We start from the raw sequence: 22,033 nt of genomic DNA, 5'->3' as shown, positions 1-22,033 counted from the left end.
GTATATGGTATATGTGTATATGGGATGAGCATATCCTGACATGATCGTGGGAGGTGGGAGATGAATCTGGCGAATGAACATGATTACAGTCTGGACACTGGGGAGGTATTGGTCCGTGATGGAAGGGATCGAGCAGGCATGTAAGATGAGGAAGAAGAAGGGAGCTGGGCTTGGATGAACCTGAAGAAGCGGAAGCAAGGCCTAATCTTATCTTTATGTGTAATGCTATCATGCACGTTGGTCTCAGGAGCAGCATTTCACCCGTCAGTCAGCAAAGCGGAGGGAAGTGGATTCAATTATGCAGAGGCACTGCAGAAATCTATCTATTTCTATGAAGCTCAGCGATCCGGGGATCTGCCGGGTAATAACCGTGTGGAATGGAGAGGTGACTCCGGGCTGCAGGACGGTGCGGATGTCGGTCACGATCTGACGGGAGGCTGGTATGATGCGGGAGACCATGTTAAATTCGGGTTTCCTATGGCGTACACAGCCACGATGCTGGCATGGTCAGTCTATGAGTACAAGGATGGTTATGTGCAATCAGGCCAGCTGGATGAAATTCTTGGTAACATCCGCTGGGCAACAGATTATTTTGTGAAAGCGCATACCGCTCCCAATGAGCTGTGGGGACAGGTCGGTAACGGTACGGCAGATCACAATTGGTGGGGGCCGGCGGAGGTCATGCCTATGGCGCGTCCGTCGTACAAGATTGATGCTGCTCATCCCGGTTCAGATCTGGCGGCAGAAACTGCTGCAGCTTTAGCATCGGCATCAATCATTTTCAGGGACTCGGATGCGGCATATGCGGACAAGCTGCTGCTGCACGCGAAGCAACTGTACAATTTTGCCGATACGTACCGTGGGGTATACTCCGATAGTATCACTGACGCCAAGCAGTATTACAATTCCTGGAGCGGCTATGCCGACGAATTAAGCTGGGGCGGAGTTTGGCTCTATATGGCGACTGGTGAACAGACTTATCTGGACAAAGCCGTAGCCGCCAGCAACTTGTGGGGCACCAATCAATCCGGTCAGTGGGGCTATCAGTGGACCCAGTCCTGGGATGACAAGCATTATGGTGCACAGCTGCTGCTCTCGCGTATCACAGGCGATCCCCGGTTTATTCAATCTACTGAGCGGAATATGCAGTATTGGACAACCGGGGTGAATGGGACAACCGACCGTGTAGCCTATACACCAGGAGGGCTTGCCCATCTGGACCAGTGGGGGGCACTGCGATATGCGGCAAATCAGGCGTTTCTGGCCTTTGTCTATGCCGACTGGGTAACCGATCCGGTTAAGCGGAATACAGCCCGGACGTTTGCCGAACGGCAGATGACCTATATGCTGGGTGATAATCCCCGGAGCAGCAGCTATGTCATCGGCTTCGGCAGTAATGCACCGCAGCATCCGCATCACCGGACTTCACATGGCTCCTGGAGCGACAGCCAGACTACCCCAGTCAACCACCGCCATGTTCTGTATGGTGCACTGGTGGGTGGACCATCCAAGACCGACAGCTATACGGATTCGATCGGCGATTATGTCTCGAATGAAGTTGCAACCGATTACAATTCAGCTTTTACAGGCGCTTTGGCCAAAATGATGCTCTTGCACGGGCAGGGGCAACAGCCGCTTAGCAACTTCCCTCCGGCGGAAACACGGGAGGATGAAATGTTCGCCGAGACTTCGGTGAATGCGAGCGGCAGCAATTTTGTGGAAATCCGGGCGCTGATCAATAACCGTTCCGGATGGCCGGCACGTTCCAGCAGCTCGATGTCATTTAATTACTATGTGGACTTAAGTGAAGCTCAGGCTGCAGGGTATGGACCGGAGGATATCACGGTCAAAGCAGGAGGCTACAACCAGGGCGGGACTGTTTCGCCGCTGCTGCCCTTTGACGAAGCGAATCATATTTATTACACGAAAATTGACTTCACCGGCACCCCGGTTTATCCTGGTGGCCAATCGGTCTACCACAAGGAGATCCAGTTCCGGATTAGTGCTCCGATGAACACGTCTTTCTGGGATAACACAAATGATTTCTCCTTCCGGGGCGTGGCTTCAAGTGCCTCCGCTCCTGTGAAGAATCCGTATATTCCGGTGTTCGACGCAGGTGTTAAGGTCTACGGAGAGCTGCCGTCCGGCGGTAATCCCAGCGAACCCAAGGTTCCGGGCCGTCCAACTGGACTGCAGGCAGCCGCAGGAAATGCCAGTGTTTCGTTGACCTGGAATGCGGTTAGCGGCGCAACACAGTACAGCATCAAACGTGCACTGGTCAGCGGCGGACCTTATACGGTTGTTGGAACAGTAACAGGAACAGCCTACAGTGACAGCGGGCTGGTAAATGGAGTGGATTATTATTATGTTGTAACCGCTTCAAATGCAGTAGGGGAGGGCACAGCATCCTCACAGGCCTCTGCCCGGCCGCGTGAGACTCCGATACCTGCCAAGGGAGATCTGCGGGTGCAATACCGCACGAATGATACGAATCCCGGGGATTCGCAGATCCGCAGCCAGTTCCGGATTGTGAATACGGGAACCCAGGCGGTAGCACTTAGCGGATTGAAGCTCCGTTACTATTACACCGTTGATGGAGACAAGCCGCAGGAATTTCACTGTGACTATGCTGTCCTTGGCAGCGGGAATCTAAGCGGCAGCTTTACGAAGCTGGCTGTTCCTGGCGCGACGGCAGATTCTTATGTGGAGATTTCTTTTACTGCAGGTGCCGGAAATCTTGCTCCAGGTGCGGATACCGGTGAAATCCAGGTGCGCTTCAACAAGACAGATTGGACAGCCTACAATGAGAGCAATGATTATTCCTATGGCGGAACCCAGCAGACCTTCGCAGATTGGGATAAAGTCACGCTTCACCAAGAAGGGAAATTGGTATGGGGATTGGAACCATAAATTGATCCAGAGAGGGAGCATGCCGAAATGATAAAGCTAAGTTCAATCAGGAAACCTATTTCCTTGGCCATGGCTGCAGTCCTGATTCTCACCCTTATGACCGGTACCTTTAATTTCAGACCCGCAACAGCAAAGGCTGCTTCGGTGGAACAGACGCGGTTTCTGCAACTTTACGCCCAACTGAAAAACCCGGCAAACGGCTATTTCTCAGCTGAGGGCGTCCCGTATCATTCGGTAGAGACCTTGCTCAGCGAAGCGCCTAATTATGGGCATATGACTACCTCGGAGGCCTACAGCTACTGGATGTGGCTTGAAGTGTTGTATGGCTATCATACCGGGGACTGGAGCAAGCTGGAAGCTGCCTGGGATAACATGGAGAAATACATCATACCTGTGAATGAAGGCGATGGTGTACAGGAACAACCGACAATGAGCAACTACAACCCGAATAGTCCGGCGACTTACGCCTCCGAGTTCGGGCAGCCGGACCAATATCCAAGCCCGCTGAACGGCAAATACGTCGCGGGTAAAGATCCGCTGGATACCGAACTAAAGTCTACTTATGGCAACAATCAGACCTATCTGATGCACTGGCTTGTAGACGTGGACAACTGGTACGGGTTCGGAAATTTACTGAATCCTTCGCATACAGCCGCTTATGTGAATACTTTTCAGCGGGGCGAGCAGGAATCCGTGTGGGAAGCAGTCCCGCATCCGTCTCAGGATGACAAATCATTCGGCAAAACCAATGAAGGCTTCATGAGCCTATTCACCAAAGAAAGCAATGTTCCTTCGGCGCAGTGGCGGTACACCGATGCGACGGACGCTGACGCGCGTGCTGTACAGGCTATGTACTGGGCTAAAGAGCTTGGCTATAACAATCCGGTTTATTTGAACAAAGCCAAGAAAATGGGCGATTATCTGCGCTACGGCATGTACGACAAGTATTTTCAAAAGATCGGTAGTGCGGCAGACGGTACGCCTGAAGCCGGAACCGGCAAGGATGCCAGCCATTATCTGATGGCCTGGTATACTGCATGGGGCGGCGGCCTGGGTGCAAATGGAAACTGGGCGTGGAGAATTGGCGCCAGCCATACACATCAGGGCTACCAGAACGTAGTTACTGCGTATGCCCTTTCTGATCCGGCCGGGGGCCTGGTCCCCGCTTCGGCAACGGCGGGACAGGATTGGAGTAAATCGTTGACCCGCCAGCTGGAATTCTACAATTGGCTGCAATCATCCGAAGGGGCAATAGCGGGTGGAGCCACTAACAGCTATAAGGGCTCATACAGCGCATATCCAGCCGGTACAAGCACATTTTATGGCATGGCCTATGATGAGGCTCCCGTCTACCATGATCCTCCGTCCAACAATTGGTTCGGAATGCAGGCATGGAGTGTAGAGCGTGTAGCAGAACTGTATTACATTCTGGCTTCCAGCGGAGATACCACTTCGGCTAATTTCCAAATGGCCAAACGCGTCGTAGAGAAATGGATCGACTGGTCCACCGATTATGTTTTTGCCGGCAGCCGCCCGGTGACTGATTCAGAGGGCTTTTATCTGAACAAACAAGGACAACGAATTCTGGGCGGTGCTGACCCGCAAGTGGCTACCGTATCCGCACCCGGTGAGTTCTGGATTCCGGGCAATGTGGAGTGGCAAGGACAGCCGAATACCTGGAACGGCTTCAGTAATTTCAGCGGCAACAGCAATTTGAAGGCCGTCACCAAGAATCCGGGCCAGGATACAGGCGTGCTGGGCAGCTATATTAAAGCGCTTACGTTCTTTGCTGCCGGCAATAAGGCAGAGCATGGCAGCAATACTGCGCTTGGCGTAACGGCTTCACAGCTGGCCAAATCACTACTGGATACAGCATGGAGCTATAATGACGGAGTGGGTATCACTACAGTAGAGAACCGGGCTGATTATTCCCGCTATTTCACCAAAGAAGTGTATTTCCCTGCGGGCTGGACGGGTACTTTTGGACAGGGAAACACCATACCGGGCAGTTCTACCGTAGTCTCCGATCCGGCCAAAGGCGGAAATGGAGTATACGCAAGTTATACGGATGTACTTCCTGCCATCAAAAATGATCCAAAATGGAGTTATCTGCAATCGAAATATAACAGCTCCTACAATCCAGTAACCAAGAAATGGGAGAATGGAGCCCCTGAATTCACCTATCACCGGTTCTGGTCACAGGTGGATATGGCCACCGCCTATGCCGAATATGACCGTCTGATCAACAATGGCAATGTGGAACCCACTATACCCAAAGCCCCATCCAAACCAGCGGCAGTAGCCGGCGACAAAAAGGTTGCACTTAGCTGGAACAAGGTGACAGGCACAGACAGCTATACGGTTAAGCGGTCAACCACGAGCGGCGGACCTTACACTACGCTTAGTGTTGTCACTCAGGCCACCTATAACGATATTAATGTGCTTAATGATACAACCTATTATTATGTAGTGAGCGCCACTAACGAAGTGGGGACCAGCCCGGATTCTCCGGAAGTCTCTGCCAAACCTGTAGCTGTGCCTGTACCGACAGTGGGGGATTTGGTGGTACAGTACCGCACTACGGATACGAATGCCGGCGACTCACAGTTCCGTCCACAACTGCGGATCATCAATAACGGAACTACAGCGGTTGATCTCAGCAAACTCAAGCTTCGTTATTATTACACCATTGACGGGGAAAAGGCCCAGCAGTTCAATGTGGATTATGCCACGGTAGGCAATGGCAATGTGCAGGGCAACTTCGTGAAGCTTGTTCCTGCTGTAGCCGGAGCGGATTATTACGTGGAGATTTCATTCAGTTCGGCAGCCGGCAGCCTGGCACCCGGTGCGAACACCGGGGAGATTCAGCTGCGGATCAACAAAACGGACTGGAGCAATTACAATGAGACAGGAGATTATTCTTACGATCCAACCAAAACGGCCTATACCGAATGGAACCGGGTGCCGCTGTATTTGAATGGTGTATTGGTATGGGGGCTCCAGCCATAATTGGACTGGAATCCCGATAGAAGGATGAAGAGTAAGCACGTATTCAAGTGAAATTATGCAAAAGAACCTTCAACCCACAGTTCTGTGGTTTTGAAGGTTCTTTTGCATACGGCTATATCATCAATGCGGCTGCGGTACCACCTTCTCGGCAGTCTCGATAATCCCACCGCCCAGGCACTTCTCATTAAGGTAGAATACTACAGCCTGTCCTGGTGTAATTGCCTTCTGCGGCACATCGAAAGCTACATGTACCGTACCGTCTTCACGCGCGGTCAGGGTTACACCCTGATCAGGCTGGCGGTAGCGGAACTTCGCGGTACACTTCACCGGGGCGGTGCCGAGTGTGCCTGCTTCGATCCAATTCACACCGGAAGCTATCAGACTTGTCGAGTACAGACTGTGGTGCTTGTCTCCTTGAACTACATATAGAATGTTGCGTTCCAGATCCTTCTCGGCGACGAACCAGGGTTCTCCTGTACCGGAACCTCCGATGCCAAGACCCTGCCGCTGGCCCAGTGTATAGTACATGAGTCCATCATGCCGGCCTTTGACTTCGCCGGTGGCGATATCCACCATGTCACCGGATTGAGCCGGCAGGTACTGGCTGAGGAATTCGCGGAAATTGCGTTCGCCGATGAAGCAGACGCCGGTGCTGTCTTTTTTCTTCGCGGTGTAGAGACCGGCTTCCTCGGCAATCCGGCGCACCTCAGGCTTCGGCAGATGTCCGATCGGGAACATGGCCTTGGAGAGCTGATATTGATTCAGCGCATTCAGGAAATAGGTCTGATCCTTGTTATTGTCCACGCCGCGCAGTAGCTTGAAGACACCGTCTTCTTCAATGACCCGTGCATAGTGGCCTGTGGCAACATAATCCGCACCAAGCTGAAGCGCCTTGTTGAGGAATTCCCCAAACTTGATCTCGCGGTTGCACATGACATCCGGATTGGGTGTCCGCCCAGCCTTATATTCATCGAGGAAATAGGAAAAGACTTTATCAAAGTATTCCTTCTCGAAATTAACGGTATAGTAAGGAATATCAATCTGCTCACATACGCGGCGGACATCCTCGGCGTCGGTCTCGGCTGTGCATACGCCGAATTCGTCGGTGTCGTCCCAGTTCTTCATGAAGATGCCGATGACGTCATAGCCCTGCTGCTTGAGCAGAAGTGCCGTAACGGAGGAATCGACGCCTCCCGACATGCCGACAACGACACGTGTATCCTGATTTGCCTTTGTCATCGAAATCACCATTTTCTATGCAAAAAATACCGGTAGGTTGCAGAACCCGGTTCAATGTGTATTATAACATACCTGTCTACCCCAGATTGTATTAGCCAACTGCAAATTGTAGCAGATCTGACGGAATATTTGACAACTTGTCCACCACTGGCGAACATTCTTGCAAAAAATTACGGTTTCCGCTCCAAATGTGTCCAAGGATATGATAACATAAGCTGAGAGCAAACATCGGAATACGTTGATATGACATTTCTCATGTGATGCAACGATTTGATTAACTAACGCCAGCAACTAAACCGAAAGAGGTGCACCTTTGAAAATATCGACAAAAGGACGCTATGGATTAACCATTATGATGGAGCTTGCCCTGAAATTTGGCGAAGGTCCCACATCCCTTAAGAGCATTGCCGAGAAAAACGGACTATCCGAGCATTACCTGGAGCAGCTGATCGCACCGCTGCGCAACGCGGGACTGGTGAAGAGTATCCGCGGAGCCTACGGCGGATATATTTTGTCCCGTGAATCCGGCACCATCACCGCCGGAGACATCATCCGCGTGCTGGAAGGACCTATTTCACCCGTGGATTTCACTGAAGAGGACGACCCGGCGAAGCGCGACCTCTGGCTGCGCATCCGCGACAGCATCGCTGATGTGCTGGATTCCACAACCTTGTCCGATCTGATCAACTTTAAAGAAGAAAGTCATGCAGACAACTACATGTTTTACATTTAGAGGGTGAATAAAAGGAGCGCTGAACCTTTGAAATTATAGGGTTAAGCGCTCCTTTTATGTCTGAAAATGAGGCAACTTTTAGGGGACCCGCTTGAACCTGTGTATCTTGAATTTGGACAAGGTCCAGTCTTGGTAACGGAGGGGATCGGGCAAAAGATTGACTTCATAGATGCCGAATTAGCGCTAATCCGAAATTTTAAAAAAATACTAAAATTTAAATAATTATCTGAAAAAAGCAAAAAAGTATTTTATATACAATTAAGAGTGACATATGTAAAAATATGTGCTAAGATCTAAAACGAAGAAAGGATTATGGATTATATTGGTATAAAGATATAACTAATTCTATTTATTAAAAAAATTGAATTTTTAAAATTCTTAAAACAACGGAAATGAAACGGTTTATCCGCTTTGAAATTACATAATTCAACGAATATTTACATAAGAAACTTTGGCATCCAGCGCTGATAGTTTGATTTGTCATGCATTTTTTTCATGGAATAAAATTCAATGATCTGAGTTCAACTGCAACGTGTAATATATCATTTCATTCTTTTGATAGGGTGATGAACACGGATGAGCAAAGTTATGTTGGATATGCCGTTAAGTGCGGAAGCCAAAGCTGTTGTTGCAATTGCTTCTTATAGTGGAGTGTCTCCTGAGGTCTCTACTGCCATATGTTTGAAAGATGAGGTGAATGTTGATCAAGAAATATTACGCAAGCTGTTGATCTCGGGATGGGGAGAGAAAATTGCCCCCTATATAACCATTGCTGAGGCTCAAGCTACGGATGAGGAAGCTCTGCGTTTTGCACAGTTTGCTGTACGGTCTGGTGCGGCTTTAATCGCGGTTAGCATAGTCAGAACTAAAAACTATTCTAAAATTTATCTATCGGCTCATCATGCGCTTGCAGATGAATATTCGCTAGAGGTTATTAGCCGTTTGGTCAGACTGGCTTATTCAGGAATGATAGAATCAGCTATTTATGAGATGATCCAGGGCCGTCAACTTTACCACAGTTACGTGGAACGGCAACGTATGCTGGCCAAGGATGGTGCAGATGTACAGGAGACGGAATGTGTTTTGATGTCACCCGTGCGTATCTCGAAAACCGGCCGGCTTGCATGGAGTGAGGAATCCCCCCGCATTTGCCTGAATCATGTTGTGAATACGGAAAAAAACTCGTTGAAGGAAAAGGCAACTTCTGTCCTTCTGTCGTTGCTGCACCGCTCAGGTGAAGTGGCTGAGGGCAATACTGTCTGTATGTCTAAATGCTGGCGTCTGACACACGAATCGGGAGCTATCGGCATGATGACAGGCCTCACGCCTTTGCCGGTAGAAGACTGGACAAGTTCCCGGCCTCTAACCCGATCTAGCCTGGAAGCCCAAGCAAAATTCAGTTCAGGAGCACGCGAGGCATTAAAGTGTTGCCGTGAGTCTGAACTGTTTGTTAATGGCGCATTCCCAAGGGGGATTCCTGCGTCGCTAGTGGTGGGCACAGCATTCCCTGTGGGTGTGGACGTCAGGCAGATTAGTGATTCAGAGTTGTTCCTTGAAATCGAAGGCCGATTCTGTAATAAGGATGCAGCAAGTGAGTTTCTATATGAATGGGCATATATTCTATCCGGTTAGTAGGGGTAGGATATTTGATAATTCTACTACATTATAAGTGAGGGGAAGAAGATGTCTGATAAGGATGATTCAACCAGTCGAACGATTGATGAAGAAATGAAACGAATTGCTGCTGTGGCCTGTGAAGTTATTGGAGTAGAGCACATCAGTCCGCAGGATAACTTTTTTGATCTTGGTGCGGATTCATTTGACGCTATACGTATGCTCTCGCGTTTGGGCGGGGACATGCCCGTTGTATCCATTTTTGAACACCCTACAGTAGAGCAACTAGCACACTATCTTTTAAGTAATATACGCCGTGAAGTCAAAGTTATTTCGCTACAGGAGTCAACCGTTGGAGGTTCGATAGCTGTAATCGGTGTGCCATACGGCGGAGGGGACCCCACGGCCTATCGGGAAATGTTTTTTGAACATCAAAATGTGAGCGTCTTTGGAGTGGATTTCGGTAATTTTGAAATGGATAAAGCATCCGACTTCCAATCATTGGTGAATACCATCATTCAGGAGATTAAGAGAATTGATGCCGATCATTATATTATTTACGGGCACTGTGCAGGAGCAGCAACTGCAGCCTGTATAGCCTCGGCAGCAGCCTCCACCCTCCGTCCGGTCACCTTAGTCGTTGCTGCATCGAAGCCCATAGCTGACCCGGATGCTGCATGGCAAGAAGCAGAGACAACTTCCAATGATGAATGGAGCCAGTACCTAAGATCATTGGGAGCGTTCACAGGATTATCCGACTGGGAGATCAGCGGGATGCTGGGAAGAGGCAGAAGGGATCACAGGATAGCGGTTGAAGCCTATCGAACATTGTCTCAATTCCCAGCGCGTGGAGTACCGGCATTAGTATTGTTAGGCAGTGAAGATCCAGCTACAGCTTATCCTGAGGAAGTGGTCAGTCAATGGAGCAAATATATCGACATGGCTGAGTCAGCAAGTGTGAGCGGCGGCGGCCACTATTTCTTGCGAACGCATGCCAAAGAAGTTGCAGACCTTGTGCTTTCATTCTCTTCCAAGAATAGAAAGGAGTTATACAATGGCCACTTATACTAAACTCATTGGAAACCAGTCGGAACTGCTGCAACGAGGCTTGAAAGACCTGGAAGAGAAAGACCATGAATTGGCTAGTATTCTGGACGAGGAGGTAAGACGTCAGCATCGGACGCTTTCACTTGTTGCCTCCAGTTGCTCGGTGACACCCAGAACCTTGGCTACGGCATCCTCCGTGCTTGCCAACATTACAGCAGAAGGCTTGCCGGGCAAAAGATACCACGCAGGATGTGTGAACGTGGACTTGGTGGAGACTTTGGCTATTCAGCGGGCCTTGAAGTTGTTCAACGCCCAGTATGCAGGCGTCCAGTCGCACTCAGCCTCCAATGCTAATTACCAGGTGCTCTCGGCATTGCTTAAGCCCGGGGATACTATACTGGGAATGGCTCTCGACTACGGGGGACATCTTACGCATGGCAGTGCAGTTACCTTCTCAGGAACTTACTATCGTGCAGTTGGTTACGGGACAACACCCGAAGGGATCATTGATTACGACCAGGTGTATGAGCTGGCCCGCATGCATCGCCCCCGTATCATTATCTGCGGTGCTACAGCGTACTCCCGTGTTGTGGAATTTGCAAGATTCCGGGAGATCGCTGATGAGGTAGGGGCAATTTTGCTGGCGGATATTTCACATATTGCAGGACTCGTAGCGACTAATCGGCACCCGAGCCCTATTAATGCTGCGCATGTAACAACGATGTGTACACACAAACAGCTGGCCGGGCCGCGTGGAGGTCTGATTTTGTCCGGGAGAGATGCGGATCAACAAGTTCCAGGGATGGATACAACGTTTAGACGAGCTTTACAGCAAGCCATATTCCCCTGGATGCAAGGTGCCCCCGCCGTAAATATCGTGGCTGCAAAGGCGGCTGCGTTCAATTATGCAATGTCACCAGAGTTTGATGCGAGCATGGGACGAATCCGAATGGCAGCGGATGCCGTCGCAGCAGCATTTCAGGAAAAAGGCTACGATGTCGTTGGAGGACGCACGGAGAATCACACCGTTCTAATCCGGTTAACTGATTCCATGACCGGCGCAATTGCTGAGGCGGCTTTGGAGCAATGCTCGATTATTGTAAACAAGAATCGCATACCTGGCGAGACCCGATCATCATTCGTCACCAGCGGGTTGCGTATTGGTACAGGTTCTTTGGCTCAACGTCATATTGATCAACAGGGCTGCCATCAGATTGTAGATTTGGTGTGCCGAATTCTGGATAGTGTGCATCCGCTTGGAGATAAGGAGTTCGAATTGGACCCTGTTTTGCAAGAGCACTTTCGTTCAGAGGCAGAAAAGCTCTGCGGTATCTATCCGCTGGCAGATTATACATGGTGAAAGCCGCTTTCTACTTCATTGGAGGTCTAAGATATGAACACCGCAGATAAGCCCAACCCAGCTCAACCTCACTCCCTGAGCGCGAATGACATGAATGATAAATTATCCGGGGACCCGATCTCAAACGTGCTTCTGGCCAGATGGATCATGCGGACTCATTTTGAACAGTTTGCCGGGTCAAGTGTAGCGGACATCGCGAGAGCATATATCGGAGTGTACTCGAATAGACCTACTAGCTGGCAAGCAGTCTTAGCACGGAATCACAATATGGATAAAAGTGAAGCCCTCAGGGCGGAAGATGACCCGGAACTGGTAAGAATACCAGGCATGCGAAGATCGAAGTTCTTAATCCCTAAATCTATGGCGAACATGGTGTTTGGTGCGACGTGTCTGCCTCTTCTGGATCATGAGTGGCGGCTGCGTGAAGCGGAACTCACGCTGGAAGATTATCTGCGGATAAGACCGGAGCTGATTCGATTCGCCAGCGGTTCTCCTGTTCGTTTGGAAGAGATCAAAAGTTTTTTGGGGCTGAGCGGTTCTCAAGCACGCGCTTGTACGACTGTAGCAACCTACAATGGAGTGTTGGTCCGAGCACCTTCACCCAACCCATGGTCTAACCGGTGGTTGTATGCTGCTGCGCCCAGTGAGCTGATGCATAGCCATGATGCTTTGGTTGACCATGAACAATTACAGTGGGAACTTGCTTGTCATTATATTGAGCAATATGGACCGGTATCTGTCGAAGACCTTGCATGGTGGATGGGGATTTCCAAGAAACTGGCTCGACTATTCCTGGAGAAGGCCGGAGCAGGTGAGATCGAATCCGGGCTATGGCTCGGTCCCCTTCAAAAGAAAACATTTGAGTCTTGGGCCACTAATGTTAGTGAGTCATCTGATGAAAGGGTTCGGTTTTTGCCGAATTGGGACCCGCTGCTAATGGGATACTCACCAGGGTCCAGGCATCGCTCGTGTCTCGGCCTTGATCAGATCGGCGCTTACGATCATGCCGGAAATGGCCTGCCTGTCGTGTTAATCGGTAGTAAAGCGGTCACTACTTGGCGTGTAACGGCAAAGGGTTCTCAGCGATTACTCTCCATACATCTCCCCGATGATATTTTGCAGAAGGATCAACAAATTATTCAAGAAGCAGCCGTGATGTGGGCAGAGCGAATTGGTGCCATATATATACCTTGAAGAAGTTTTATATCTCATGGTTATAGGGGGAGCAATCAAATGTTAGAAGCATCAAGTTCAAATGAAAAACAGGCCGCAAATGCACTAATGAAGATCGAACAGCTAAGCTTAGTCTCGCCTGTCTGGAATGCTTTTATTAGCCGGACCTCCCGACAATTGACGCCAGCCGGCAGATTGGAAGATAAGATCATCCTGCCCCAGAGTATGTCTGTATCCTTGAACGGCATTATTGGGGTTGCTGCTATGTTAGGCGGCCTTGTCAGCTCCGAAGGACGAGTGATGATAGGCATACATGACCAGGGATCATCAACTTGTCTGGAGATCGATGCGACAAAACTCCAGGATACCGGAAATATACAAGAATTCATCACTAAACTTCGTCTAACAGAGGAATTGGATAGAGAAAAGGTAACTTATCCGGTGGACATAGAGGTTACGGACGGAACAAGTCTGCCTCCGGCAGATTCACTGGTGTGGCTGGTTGTTCAGGATGACCAATGTGTACTGTCTGTACGGGAAGATTGCATGGATTACCCCATGTATGAACATCTCAGAAAAGTGGTGGATTTTGCGTGTGCCAAAGCCGTAAATTTTTACGCTGCTGCTGCGGTGGACACTCTCCCTGCCAAAAGTACCTTTGAAAAAAACAGACGATATACTTCTCTGGCAGAATACGTATTCAAATACAAAGAAATGAATCCGTCAGGCCTGGCAATTGTAGATGATATCAATGATGAGCATATCACTTATGCTGAGCTATGGGAGGCTTCGGGGGGAGTAGTACGTCAGCTATGCGAGCATATCTCCATTTCCCAATCCCAATTGAGAATCGCGCTCTTTATGGAACGGGGATGGAGATATCTTACATCAATAGTTGCGGTTCAGCGTTTGGGCGGCACCTGCATATTGATGGATACAGCGAATCCGGATGATCGAATAAGAGGTTTTTTAAGCGAGACTCGTCCTGACGCAATACTTGTTGATGCTAATACTGATAAAAGGGCACGTGGTGTATTCAATGTACCTCTGCTGGATTTTGACGAAGCTGCCTATCCTTCACCGGCTGTTCAGGAGGAACAATGGGATGGGGGCGAGAATCACAACGGAACCTGCTTCATTGCAGGTACTTCAGGCACTACAGGGCGACCGAAGGCAGTCTGTTTATCCTATAGCGGCATGTCTTGCACGATTGAAGCTATTGTTGATTCCGCCAGGTTAGATCAGTATTCACGGGGAACATGGCTGTCCTCCCCCGGATACGGAATGATCGAGGTTGACCCTCTGCCGGTGCTGTGTGCTGGAGGTACAGTATGTATTCCGTCACACGAAGTCATGCAGGATATAGGGCTTTTAACAAAATGGTTCGATAAAAAAAGCGTTACACACACCCTGGTGATGACATCTGTTGCAGAAGCCATTTGGGCTTATGGGGCTCAGACCAGCCTGAGAACAATGTTAATTGCTGGTGAGCGGTGCAAACAATGGCCCCCTGCCGAGCTCAATTACCAAGTGCTTAACATTTATGGCTCTGCAGAAGCTGCGGTTGTCTCGATAGAGGATTTGTCGGGAGTACGCCGTACTATTCTGCCCACAGTGGGACGAGCAATTCCCGGGGCCAATATGTACATTGTCGATTCAAAAGGTAAGGAATTACCCGCGCTTTGTGTGGGAGAACTGGTCATTACTGGCGAGACCTTGTCACTCGGCTACATAGATGACTTGGAGACGCAAAAATCTTTTCGTCCAAATACACTCGACACCTTTTCCACCCTCCAATATAGCTCTGGCGATAGAGCGCGTGCCCATTTGGACGGAGCTGTCGAAATATTCGGGAGAACCGATTCGCTTGTGAAGATCCGGGGACATCGTGTTGACTTAGCCGAGATAGAGATTGCAGCTCTTGAAGTACCGGGTGTGGCAAAAGCTGCGGCCAAAGCATTTACCCATGATGAGGGAACAATGCTGGCACTTTTTATTGAGCAGGCTCCTTATACGGATGATGTGACTTACATGGTGCGTAACCATCTGAGTGAAAAGCTGCCATCTGCAGCCCTACCGAATCAGATCAGCTTGATGATTCTACCGCTAGGACGAAATGGCAAGGTTGATTATGATCTGCTCCGATCCGATTCCTTGGAGCAAGATTCGCTGGGACATGTGTTTGCTCCGACAACAGAAGTTGACATTTTTTTACGTGATTGCTGGTTGACGTGGAGCGGTTGTAAGGAAGTGACTCTGGAGTCTAATTTCCTGCACTCTGGCGGGGACTCTTTGCGGGCCATGCGCATGATGAGTGAATTAAGCTGCAAGTATGGAATTCACATTCAGATGAGTTCCTTTCTTGAGAAACCGGTATTTTCACACCTTGTATATCTGGCTAATTCTTCCCGTAACAATGATTTACCGCCATTTGAGCATCTTTCCGCCAGTCATCAACTGGAGTCTTTTGAACTCAACGAGAGTCAACAGGCTCTATGGATCGGCCGCGGCCCTGAATTTAATTACGGTGGTGTAGGTTGTCAGGGATACTTCGAGTGGGAAGTAGAGCACCTGGACTTTGACCGCTTCATCCAGGCCGTCGGGTTACTAGTGGATCGGCATCCGATGCTCAGGATGACAATTGATGAAGATGGCCTTCAGCGTATTGGAGCCGTTGATGGAAGAAAGGCCGTAGAATACCAGGATTTAAGAAGTCTCTCACCGGATGAGATGAACAAGGAAATTAACCGGGTTCGTGATGATATGGCAAATGATGAGATTGGCACGACCCAATGGCCTTTATTCCATTTTAGAGTAAGCCAGATCAGCGACTCCAAGAGCCGGGTGCATCTGTCCATTGATATGCTAGTGGCTGACGCGTGGTCTATCTTTCAAATCATTATTCCGGATTTGATTGACCTGTACGCGGAAGAGCAGCCTGATCTGCCTAGTCTTAACACCACTTTTCAGGAGTATGTTCATTACCGCAATACGGTAAGGCAAAGCGAAGTCTATCGTACCCACCGTGAATACTGGTTGGAGAAGATCAAGGCGCTGCCCCCTGCTCCCAAACTGCCGCAGCTAGACCCGGGGCAGTCCAACCAGATGGTGAAATTCGACAGACATGAGGGGATACTTGATCAGGCGTCGTGGAGTCGGCTCAAAGCTCAAGCTCAGGAAAGAAAAATATCTTCTTCCGGAGTGGTGGCTCTAGTTCTGTGTGAAGTTTTGCGCTCATGGAGCGAAGAGAACAAATTTACACTGAACTTTCCGGTATCAGACCGTATGGCGGTTAGTGATGACATTGATTTAGTAGTTGGCGATTTTACCAATACCTTACTGGTCCCTTACGAAACGGATGCTGCGGATACCCTTGCTGCTCGGGGTCGCCGACTACAAGACGCAATCTGGGAAGCGCTGGACCACCGGCTTTTTACAGGGGTCGAGGTTTTGCGCGAGCTGTCCCGGCTTCGCAAAGTTGGACGTGAGCCTCTGATGCCAGTAGTGCTGACAAGCCTTCTTGGACATCCAGGCCGGCACGATGCGTCCCGGTTTGGCAGAGAAGTGTTTGGGGTTTCACAGACACCACAGGTGACTCTTGATGTTCAAATTCGTGAATCTGAAGGCTCTTTATTTTACAAGTGGGATTACCTGACAGGGGTTATACGCCCTGATGTTATTAAGGCAATGTTTGATTCCTTCTGCAAGCTGCTGCAGCAATTGGCGGATAATTCTGAAATCTGGGAGCGGACCTGGCTTGAGCTTAGACCAACGGGGCAGATTGCTGTTAGACAGCAGGTGAACTCCACAGAGCAGCAGATTCCTGAAGTTCACTTGCGTGAGCTGTTACTCGAACGCATCATAGATCGCCCCAATCTCCCGGCCATTATTGATAGCAAAGGAACGTATACGTGGAGTGAAATCGGGAGAGCAGCAGCGCATGTCAAAATGCTGATTCAACAGGTATGCGGTTCCAGTGAACGGTTCGTGGGGATTATGCTGCCGAAAGGGGGTTCGCAGTATGCTGCAGTGTATGGCTGCCTGCTGGCTGGCAAAGGTTATATTCCCTTAGATATGGATTTGCCGTCTGAACGTGTAGGGAAAATACTTGCACAAGCAAACGTGAAAGCTGTAATTACTTCACCCGGCACAGCATTGCCTGTGGATGTGATCAGAGTTGAACACAGCACGGGTAGACTGGGCGACTGGATACAGCAGAGCAGAGAGCTCACTTATGAAGCTGTCCCTGAAAATTATTCGCCTTATATCATTTTCACCTCCGGCTCAACCGGCGAACCGAAAGGGGTTGAGATTCCGGAGATTGCAGTAGTCAATCATATTTTCGATGTTGCTGAACGCTTCAATCTGGACGAGTCTACTCGTCATCTCGCTACAGCAGCACTGCATTTTGATATGTCGGTTTTTGATATATTCGGACCTTTGGTTCATGGTGGTTCTGCCGTAATCCCAGAACATGCTGCTGGACCGGACCCGGAATCCTGGCTGAGATTACACCGGCAACATGAAGTCACCTTTTGGGCATGCGTTCCTGCTGTAATGGATCTTGTATGTTGCGTGGGCGAGTCGACCAATACAACTCAGCCTATTCCGTCTGTAGCGAACATTGTGATGGCTGGAGACTGGATACCACTTTCGCTAATCCCTCGGGCACAGACCGTTTTTCCTGCAGCGCGAATGTTCTCATGTGGCGGTCCTACAGAAACTACGAATTGGTCTATCATTCATGAAATAGACTCCAAGGAGGGGAGCATCTGCCGTTCCGTAATATATGGAGTGCCTATGCGGAATTCCAAGTATCTTATTATTTCAGAGGATTGGATCGAGCGCCCGGACTGGGTGCCTGGCGAGATGCTGGTAGAAAGCGACATTTCGTTAGCACGGGGGTACGTAGGACAGGAGGAACTGACGAAGCTTGCATTTGTTAACCACCCGCGAACCGGCCGCCGGATGTACCGTACCGGAGACTTGGGACGTTATCTTCCTAATGGAGAAATTGAAATACTTGGACGGGTTGACAATCAAATCAAAATAAATGGACTCAGGATTGAGCTCGGCGAGATTGAAAAAGCAACCGAGGACTGTGAAGGCGTGATGCGGGCCTGTGCTGTTGCATTGCCGGGTAATGATGGGAGATTGAAGCATATTGCATTAGCGTATGTAGGCGGGCCCAGACCTGAGTTGATCAGCCAGTCGCTCAGTAGTCGTCTGCCAGTATATATGGTACCGAAATTGATCAAGAATGTTCCTCAACTGCCATTATCCAAAAATGGAAAGGTCGATGTGAAATTGCTACGAGACATCCTATCCAAGACTGAAGTAGCAGGGTCACCTGTTATGAATCAACGCAACCTCCTACGTGTGATTGTACATGCAATTTCGGTTCAACTAGCCCAAGAAGTCGTCTTGCCAGAAGATAACTTCCTTGACCTGGGCGGAGATTCAATGGCTGCAATGAAACTCAAAATCGAATTAGAAGCTAAATTATCAACGAAAGTTCCACTGGAAAGCATTCTGCTGACTGATACGATCCGTGACTTGGCCAACGATCTGGCAGAAAGGATGGAACCATGATCAGAGAATTGTTAAATCAGGAGTGGCTCATAAGCATCGCAGAGCATCTGAACGGACAAACCGAATGGGGAGTTATGCGTCAGGTTCAAGATTTACGAACCCAAGAAATATTGAAATACGTCGAGTCACAATCCCCGTTTTATGGTGAGCATCTTCGTAACAGGACTGGGGGAGATAGCGAGTTTGCGCTCTTACATGGCTTGCCGTACACGACCAAGAGTGATCTTCGTGCTGTTGGCACAGCCGTGTGCAGTCTTCCCTTTAACCGGATTGCGACTTACTACGAAACGACGGGGACTACCGGGAAATCAACGCCATGTCCCCGGGCGTCCATTGACGTCGAAACGAGCGGTGCGTATGTCCAGCAGGCGGTACAAAAGGTATATCAATCAACCTTTGGTACGATGCAGGCGCTTACTGCCATCATGGGGCCATCCGAGCTGTATGCCTTTGGAGATACCTATGGAGAGATATGCAGGAATCTCGGCATTCCCTTTGTGCGATTATGGCCGGAAAGTCCACGGGTTGGACTTGAAAAAGCTGCCCATTTAATTGCTGAGCTTGGAGTATCTTCATTAATTTGTTCACCTGCTGTTGCCCTTGCCCTTGCTCGTTTTTATAAGAGTATTGGCGTTGAGCCTTCAGGTACACCGGTGAAGCAGATCCTGGTGCTTGGTGAATTGTGTACACCAGAGATGCTTTCAAACATTTCACTAATATGGGGTGCGCATTGTACCCACGGATTGTATGGATCACAAGAAACACATGCTGTAGCCACGGGATGTACTCATGGGAATCTGCATCTTTCTGAGACGAATTATCTTGTGGAGATACTTCCCCAAGAAGGGATGGACAGCAGCGTCGGTGAGCTGTGTCTGACAATGCTTGTACCAGGGGCTAAGCCGTTAATCCGGTTTCGTACTGGAGACTTGGCATCCCTCTACCCGGCCAGTGTATGTGGCTGTGGCAGCCATTCCCGTTGCTTACGCATATTCGGAAGGGCTGATGATGTGATGACAATAGGCGGCCGTAAGGTATTCCCGGCAACTATCGAATCCGCTGTCTTGGGAGTTGCCGATTGTGTCTGGGGGTATCAAGTGGATGTCAGACTGGGAAAGGATGGTACTGACGAAATAGAGGTTACATTGGCCGCAGAGATGGGGAACAGATCCATATCGCAGGCTCGTGAGCTGTTGGCTGCCCAATTCAATGTTCCTGTCCAAGTATCATTGCAGAACCAGCTGGACCCACGCACGGAAACAGGTGCTTATATTTCTTGGAAATATGCACGGATTCGTGATTGGAGGTCATCCCATGATCAATGAAGCTGAAGTAAGCTCATTGAGCGTTGATCGGTATGCCGTACTTGAGGCTAAGCCTGTAGCAAAGGTTCGCCGGGCAGTACTGGACTTGCGTCCTCAGCCGGCTTTATTCGAGACCGGGGCCGGATTTCAACCTGTTGATGGGAATAAGACTACCTTCATGGTCGATTTGTTGTTTGAGCTGAAACTGCTGGATGATACCTGGCATGCATGCGGGGCGGGGCCGCTATCTATGAAAACCGACCGGTGCCTTGACATCGTAAGCAACTCCGGTAAGCCATTGTGGGACCGCCTTCGGCAGGTCTCGGAGCTCCTAGCATTACCGGAGGATTATCCCATTGTATTAATCTTGGCATACAGCGCCGCCCGCTTTGTTGAACACCTGCCAGGCATCAAGATAGATAGCAGCGAACCGGAAGTAGTCATGCGCGTCTATAGATATGTGGTTGAATACAATGGGGTAGATGAAGGGGCTAACCTCCGTGTATTAAGCACCCCGCATGATCAGTCGGCGGATGCTGCATTTCTAATTGATACACTTACGAATCCGGGAGATGCTCCCTCTTCTCATGAGGCATGGGGGTCAGGAGTCGTACAGGATGTGACCAACCCAAACGCATTCTACGCATCAGTAAACCGGGCAAAGGATTATATTCGTGCCGGTGATATTTATCAGGTGCAATTGTGCAGGCAAGCAGTAACAAGTGCGTCGATACCACCGGTAGATTTATATGAACGACTTGCTTCAATTAACCCGGCTCCCTACATGTATTACTTGGATCTTGGCGACCTGCATGTTATGTCCTCCAGCCCTGAGCTCATGATACGTACCCGGGAGGGTACGGCCCAGGTTCGTCCAATTGCAGGAACAATGACGCAGGATGATCAAAGAGGCAGCCAGTTAAATCATATTCCCAAGGAAGCCGCAGAGCATTTAATGCTTGTCGATTTGGCTCGTAATGATCTGGCGCGCTGCTCTGTTCCGGGAGGCTTGCATGTCAGCTCGTTTATGCAGTCAGACGCATATGGTCCGCTCTTCCATTTGGTCTCGACGGTTGAGACTCCGATCCGAAAAGATTGCGATATATGGAACCTGATTGCCGCGAATTTCCCGGCGGGGACAATGACTGGGGCCCCTAAGGTTCGTGCGATGGAGATTATAGGAGAACTTGAAGACACACCTCGGGGGTTGTACACCGGATGCGCCGGGTATATTCATGGGTCGGGCGATGGTGTACTGAGCCTGACGATCAGAACGATCACCGGCAATTCGGGGAATTATAAATTACGAGCAGCTGCGGGCATAGTAGCTGATTCCCAGGCCTCAGCAGAATGGGACGAAGCGGGTGCCAAGATACAGTCTTTTGCTCGAGCGTTTGGAGGCGGCGTATGAGAGTTCTATTAGTAGATGCCTTTGATAGTTTTGTTTTCGTTATTGCTGAATATTATGCCAAGGTTGGTGCACAAACAAGGGTTGTGCGAGTCAATGAGGATCCTATCAGCCATTATCGTGAGTGGCAACCCCATCTGCTGGTATTGGGTCCTGGTCCCGGAACGCCGGAAGAACATGGATATCTGGATATCATTCGTGCTGTAGACAAAAATCAAGCGATATTTGGCGTATGTCTGGGCCATCAAGCGATTGGCCAGGTTTTCGGATGGAATCTCGTACTGGCTCCTACCATTGAGCACGGCAAAGAGGCTCAGCTACAACATGACGGGGAAGGTGTATTTCTTGATGTCCCATCACCTACGACTGTAATTCGCTATCATTCACTAGCCATTACACATCCAGGTATAGACAATGAACTGGTTGCCACTGCCACCGCTCATGCAGATGGTGTAGTTATGGGTGTACGTCATCGTTACCGGCCCATCGAAGGTGTACAGTTTCACCCGGAGAGCGTTGGAACGATGTACGGTATCAGGATGATCCAAAATTCATTGAAGTTAGTACATCAGGAACTGCGGACAATGGAAAGTGTCCACCCTATGATGTAACCAAGAAATGTCCAAATTATTGAATATCAGGAA

Annotated in this window: 12 protein-coding genes; 11 read left to right on the top strand and 1 reads right to left on the bottom strand. The window is 49.6% G+C overall.

Going from position 1 to position 22,033, the window contains the following annotated elements:
• Nucleotides 1-174: 174 nt before the first annotated feature.
• On the top strand, nt 175-2,910 hold the full coding sequence (locus A3849_RS15080) for a glycoside hydrolase family 9 protein (protein ID WP_074112164.1): 2,736 nt from the start codon (nt 175-177) through the stop codon (nt 2,908-2,910).
• A gap of 27 nt (nt 2,911-2,937) precedes the next feature.
• Complete coding sequence (locus A3849_RS15075; protein ID WP_074112163.1) at nt 2,938-5,919, top strand: glycoside hydrolase family 48 protein; 2,982 nt, start codon at nt 2,938-2,940, stop codon at nt 5,917-5,919.
• A gap of 120 nt (nt 5,920-6,039) precedes the next feature.
• Here A3849_RS15075 and mnmA read toward each other — a convergent pair whose 3' ends face one another.
• Nucleotides 6,040-7,158, bottom strand: coding sequence for a tRNA 2-thiouridine(34) synthase MnmA (gene mnmA, locus A3849_RS15070; RefSeq protein WP_074112162.1), 1,119 nt, complete (start codon nt 7,156-7,158; stop codon nt 6,040-6,042).
• A gap of 313 nt (nt 7,159-7,471) precedes the next feature.
• Here mnmA and cymR point away from each other — a divergent pair, with 313 nt between their 5' ends.
• From cymR to A3849_RS15025, 9 genes are all read left to right on the top strand, one after another.
• Complete coding sequence (cymR, locus tag A3849_RS15065; protein WP_074112161.1) at nt 7,472-7,891, top strand: cysteine metabolism transcriptional regulator CymR; 420 nt, start codon at nt 7,472-7,474, stop codon at nt 7,889-7,891.
• 588 nt (nt 7,892-8,479) lie between these two features.
• Nucleotides 8,480-9,523: a hypothetical protein gene (locus A3849_RS15060; protein ID WP_218619239.1), complete on the top strand. Its 1,044-nt coding sequence runs from the start codon at nt 8,480-8,482 to the stop codon at nt 9,521-9,523.
• Between the two features lie 51 nt (nt 9,524-9,574).
• A complete protein-coding gene (locus A3849_RS15055; RefSeq protein WP_074112159.1) occupies nt 9,575-10,576 on the top strand; it encodes an alpha/beta fold hydrolase in 1,002 nt (333 codons plus the stop codon).
• Nucleotides 10,560-11,912 (top strand): serine hydroxymethyltransferase, encoded by a 1,353-nt coding sequence (locus tag A3849_RS15050; RefSeq protein WP_074112158.1) that lies wholly within the window; start codon nt 10,560-10,562, stop codon nt 11,910-11,912. Before A3849_RS15055 ends, A3849_RS15050 begins: the two co-directional genes overlap by 17 nt.
• A gap of 33 nt (nt 11,913-11,945) precedes the next feature.
• A complete protein-coding gene (locus tag A3849_RS15045; RefSeq protein WP_256700784.1) occupies nt 11,946-13,106 on the top strand; it encodes a DNA glycosylase AlkZ-like family protein in 1,161 nt (386 codons plus the stop codon).
• A gap of 39 nt (nt 13,107-13,145) precedes the next feature.
• Entirely contained in the window at nt 13,146-18,677 is a 5,532-nt protein-coding gene (locus A3849_RS15040) for a non-ribosomal peptide synthetase (protein ID WP_074112157.1), read from the top strand.
• A complete protein-coding gene (locus tag A3849_RS15035; protein ID WP_074112156.1) occupies nt 18,674-20,002 on the top strand; it encodes a phenylacetate--CoA ligase family protein in 1,329 nt (442 codons plus the stop codon). Before A3849_RS15040 ends, A3849_RS15035 begins: the two co-directional genes overlap by 4 nt.
• Nucleotides 19,992-21,392, top strand: a complete 1,401-nt coding sequence (locus A3849_RS15030; protein ID WP_074112155.1) for an anthranilate synthase component I family protein — start codon at nt 19,992-19,994, stop codon at nt 21,390-21,392. Before A3849_RS15035 ends, A3849_RS15030 begins: the two co-directional genes overlap by 11 nt.
• Complete coding sequence (locus A3849_RS15025) at nt 21,389-22,000, top strand: anthranilate synthase component II (RefSeq protein WP_074112154.1); 612 nt, start codon at nt 21,389-21,391, stop codon at nt 21,998-22,000. The genes A3849_RS15030 and A3849_RS15025 overlap by 4 nt, the downstream gene beginning before the upstream one ends.
• The last annotated feature ends 33 nt before the right edge of the window (nt 22,001-22,033 follow it).

Source organism: Paenibacillus sp. P46E (genome assembly GCF_001909095.1).
GTDB lineage: Bacteria > Bacillota > Bacilli > Paenibacillales > Paenibacillaceae > Paenibacillus_AQ > Paenibacillus_AQ helianthi.
This window is presented reverse-complemented; position numbering and strand designations above follow the sequence as displayed.

Excerpts from the sequence above, each read along its gene's own strand:
- A3849_RS15025 (WP_074112154.1), top strand. The coding sequence starts at position 21,389 with ATGAGAGTTCTATTAGTAGATGCCTTTGATAGTTTTGTTTTCGTTATT.
- A3849_RS15035 (WP_074112156.1), top strand. The coding sequence starts at position 18,674 with ATGATCAGAGAATTGTTAAATCAGGAGTGGCTCATAAGCATCGCAGAG.
- A3849_RS15080 (WP_074112164.1), top strand. The coding sequence starts at position 175 with ATGAACCTGAAGAAGCGGAAGCAAGGCCTAATCTTATCTTTATGTGTA.
- A3849_RS15050 (WP_074112158.1), top strand. The coding sequence starts at position 10,560 with ATGGCCACTTATACTAAACTCATTGGAAACCAGTCGGAACTGCTGCAA.
- A3849_RS15055 (WP_074112159.1), top strand. The coding sequence starts at position 9,575 with ATGTCTGATAAGGATGATTCAACCAGTCGAACGATTGATGAAGAAATG.
- A3849_RS15040 (WP_074112157.1), top strand. The coding sequence starts at position 13,146 with ATGTTAGAAGCATCAAGTTCAAATGAAAAACAGGCCGCAAATGCACTA.
- A3849_RS15060 (WP_218619239.1), top strand. The coding sequence starts at position 8,480 with ATGTTGGATATGCCGTTAAGTGCGGAAGCCAAAGCTGTTGTTGCAATT.
- A3849_RS15030 (WP_074112155.1), top strand. The coding sequence starts at position 19,992 with ATGATCAATGAAGCTGAAGTAAGCTCATTGAGCGTTGATCGGTATGCC.
- A3849_RS15045 (WP_256700784.1), top strand. The coding sequence starts at position 11,946 with ATGAACACCGCAGATAAGCCCAACCCAGCTCAACCTCACTCCCTGAGC.
- mnmA (WP_074112162.1), bottom strand. The coding sequence starts at position 7,158 with ATGACAAAGGCAAATCAGGATACACGTGTCGTTGTCGGCATGTCGGGA.
- A3849_RS15075 (WP_074112163.1), top strand. The coding sequence starts at position 2,938 with ATGATAAAGCTAAGTTCAATCAGGAAACCTATTTCCTTGGCCATGGCT.